The organism is Psychrobacter sp. AOP5-GZ1-6, assembly GCF_052376345.1.
Classification (GTDB): Bacteria; Pseudomonadota; Gammaproteobacteria; order Pseudomonadales; family Moraxellaceae; genus Psychrobacter.
Genome location: NZ_JBQSVP010000337.1, coordinates 1 through 528 on the forward strand (window position 1 = coordinate 1; position 528 = coordinate 528).

Here is a 528-nt window from a genome sequence, read left to right on the forward strand (position 1 = left end):
AACGTTTAAACTCTCTGCTAAATTGTGATGAGCTAGAGTAACCGACTTGCATGGCTGCTGTATTGACAGTCATGCCCGTTGCTATCTTCATGGCAGCAGCGTTCAAGCGCATGGATTTTATGAATTGAATAGGTGACATGGAGGTGGCTTGTTTAAACTTACGATGCAAGACTGCACGGCTCATTCCTACGTGTTTGGCCATGTCTTCAATAGTAATCACATCATCCAAATGTGCTGACAAGTATTCGATAGATTGAGCAATTTCATTACCCACACCAAAAGCGCGTTGTGCTGAATATCCTGATTCCCCCTTTAATAGGGCATAGTAAAATTCGCGTAAACGGCTTTCCCCAAGTATCAAGGTATCAACGGGGTTATCTATTAGCATTAGTAGCCGAAACAATGCCTTAGTAAAGCCATTGTCCCAATTTGAAAGCGATAACCCTAAGGGATGGGATGTATTTTTAGGATGATGTATAACGCCATTCGCTTTACTGTGCATCTCGATTGAGAGCTCTGTCATTACCT

The 528-nt window shown here is 42.4% G+C and carries 1 protein-coding gene; it reads right to left on the reverse strand.

Translation table 11 applies throughout. The annotated features are described in order from the left end of the window. Positions 1 to 502: AraC family transcriptional regulator (locus ACT3RN_RS16090; RefSeq protein ID WP_444518865.1), on the reverse strand; the 502-nt coding region annotated here is incomplete at its 3' end. Positions 503 to 528: the final 26 nt, after the last annotated feature.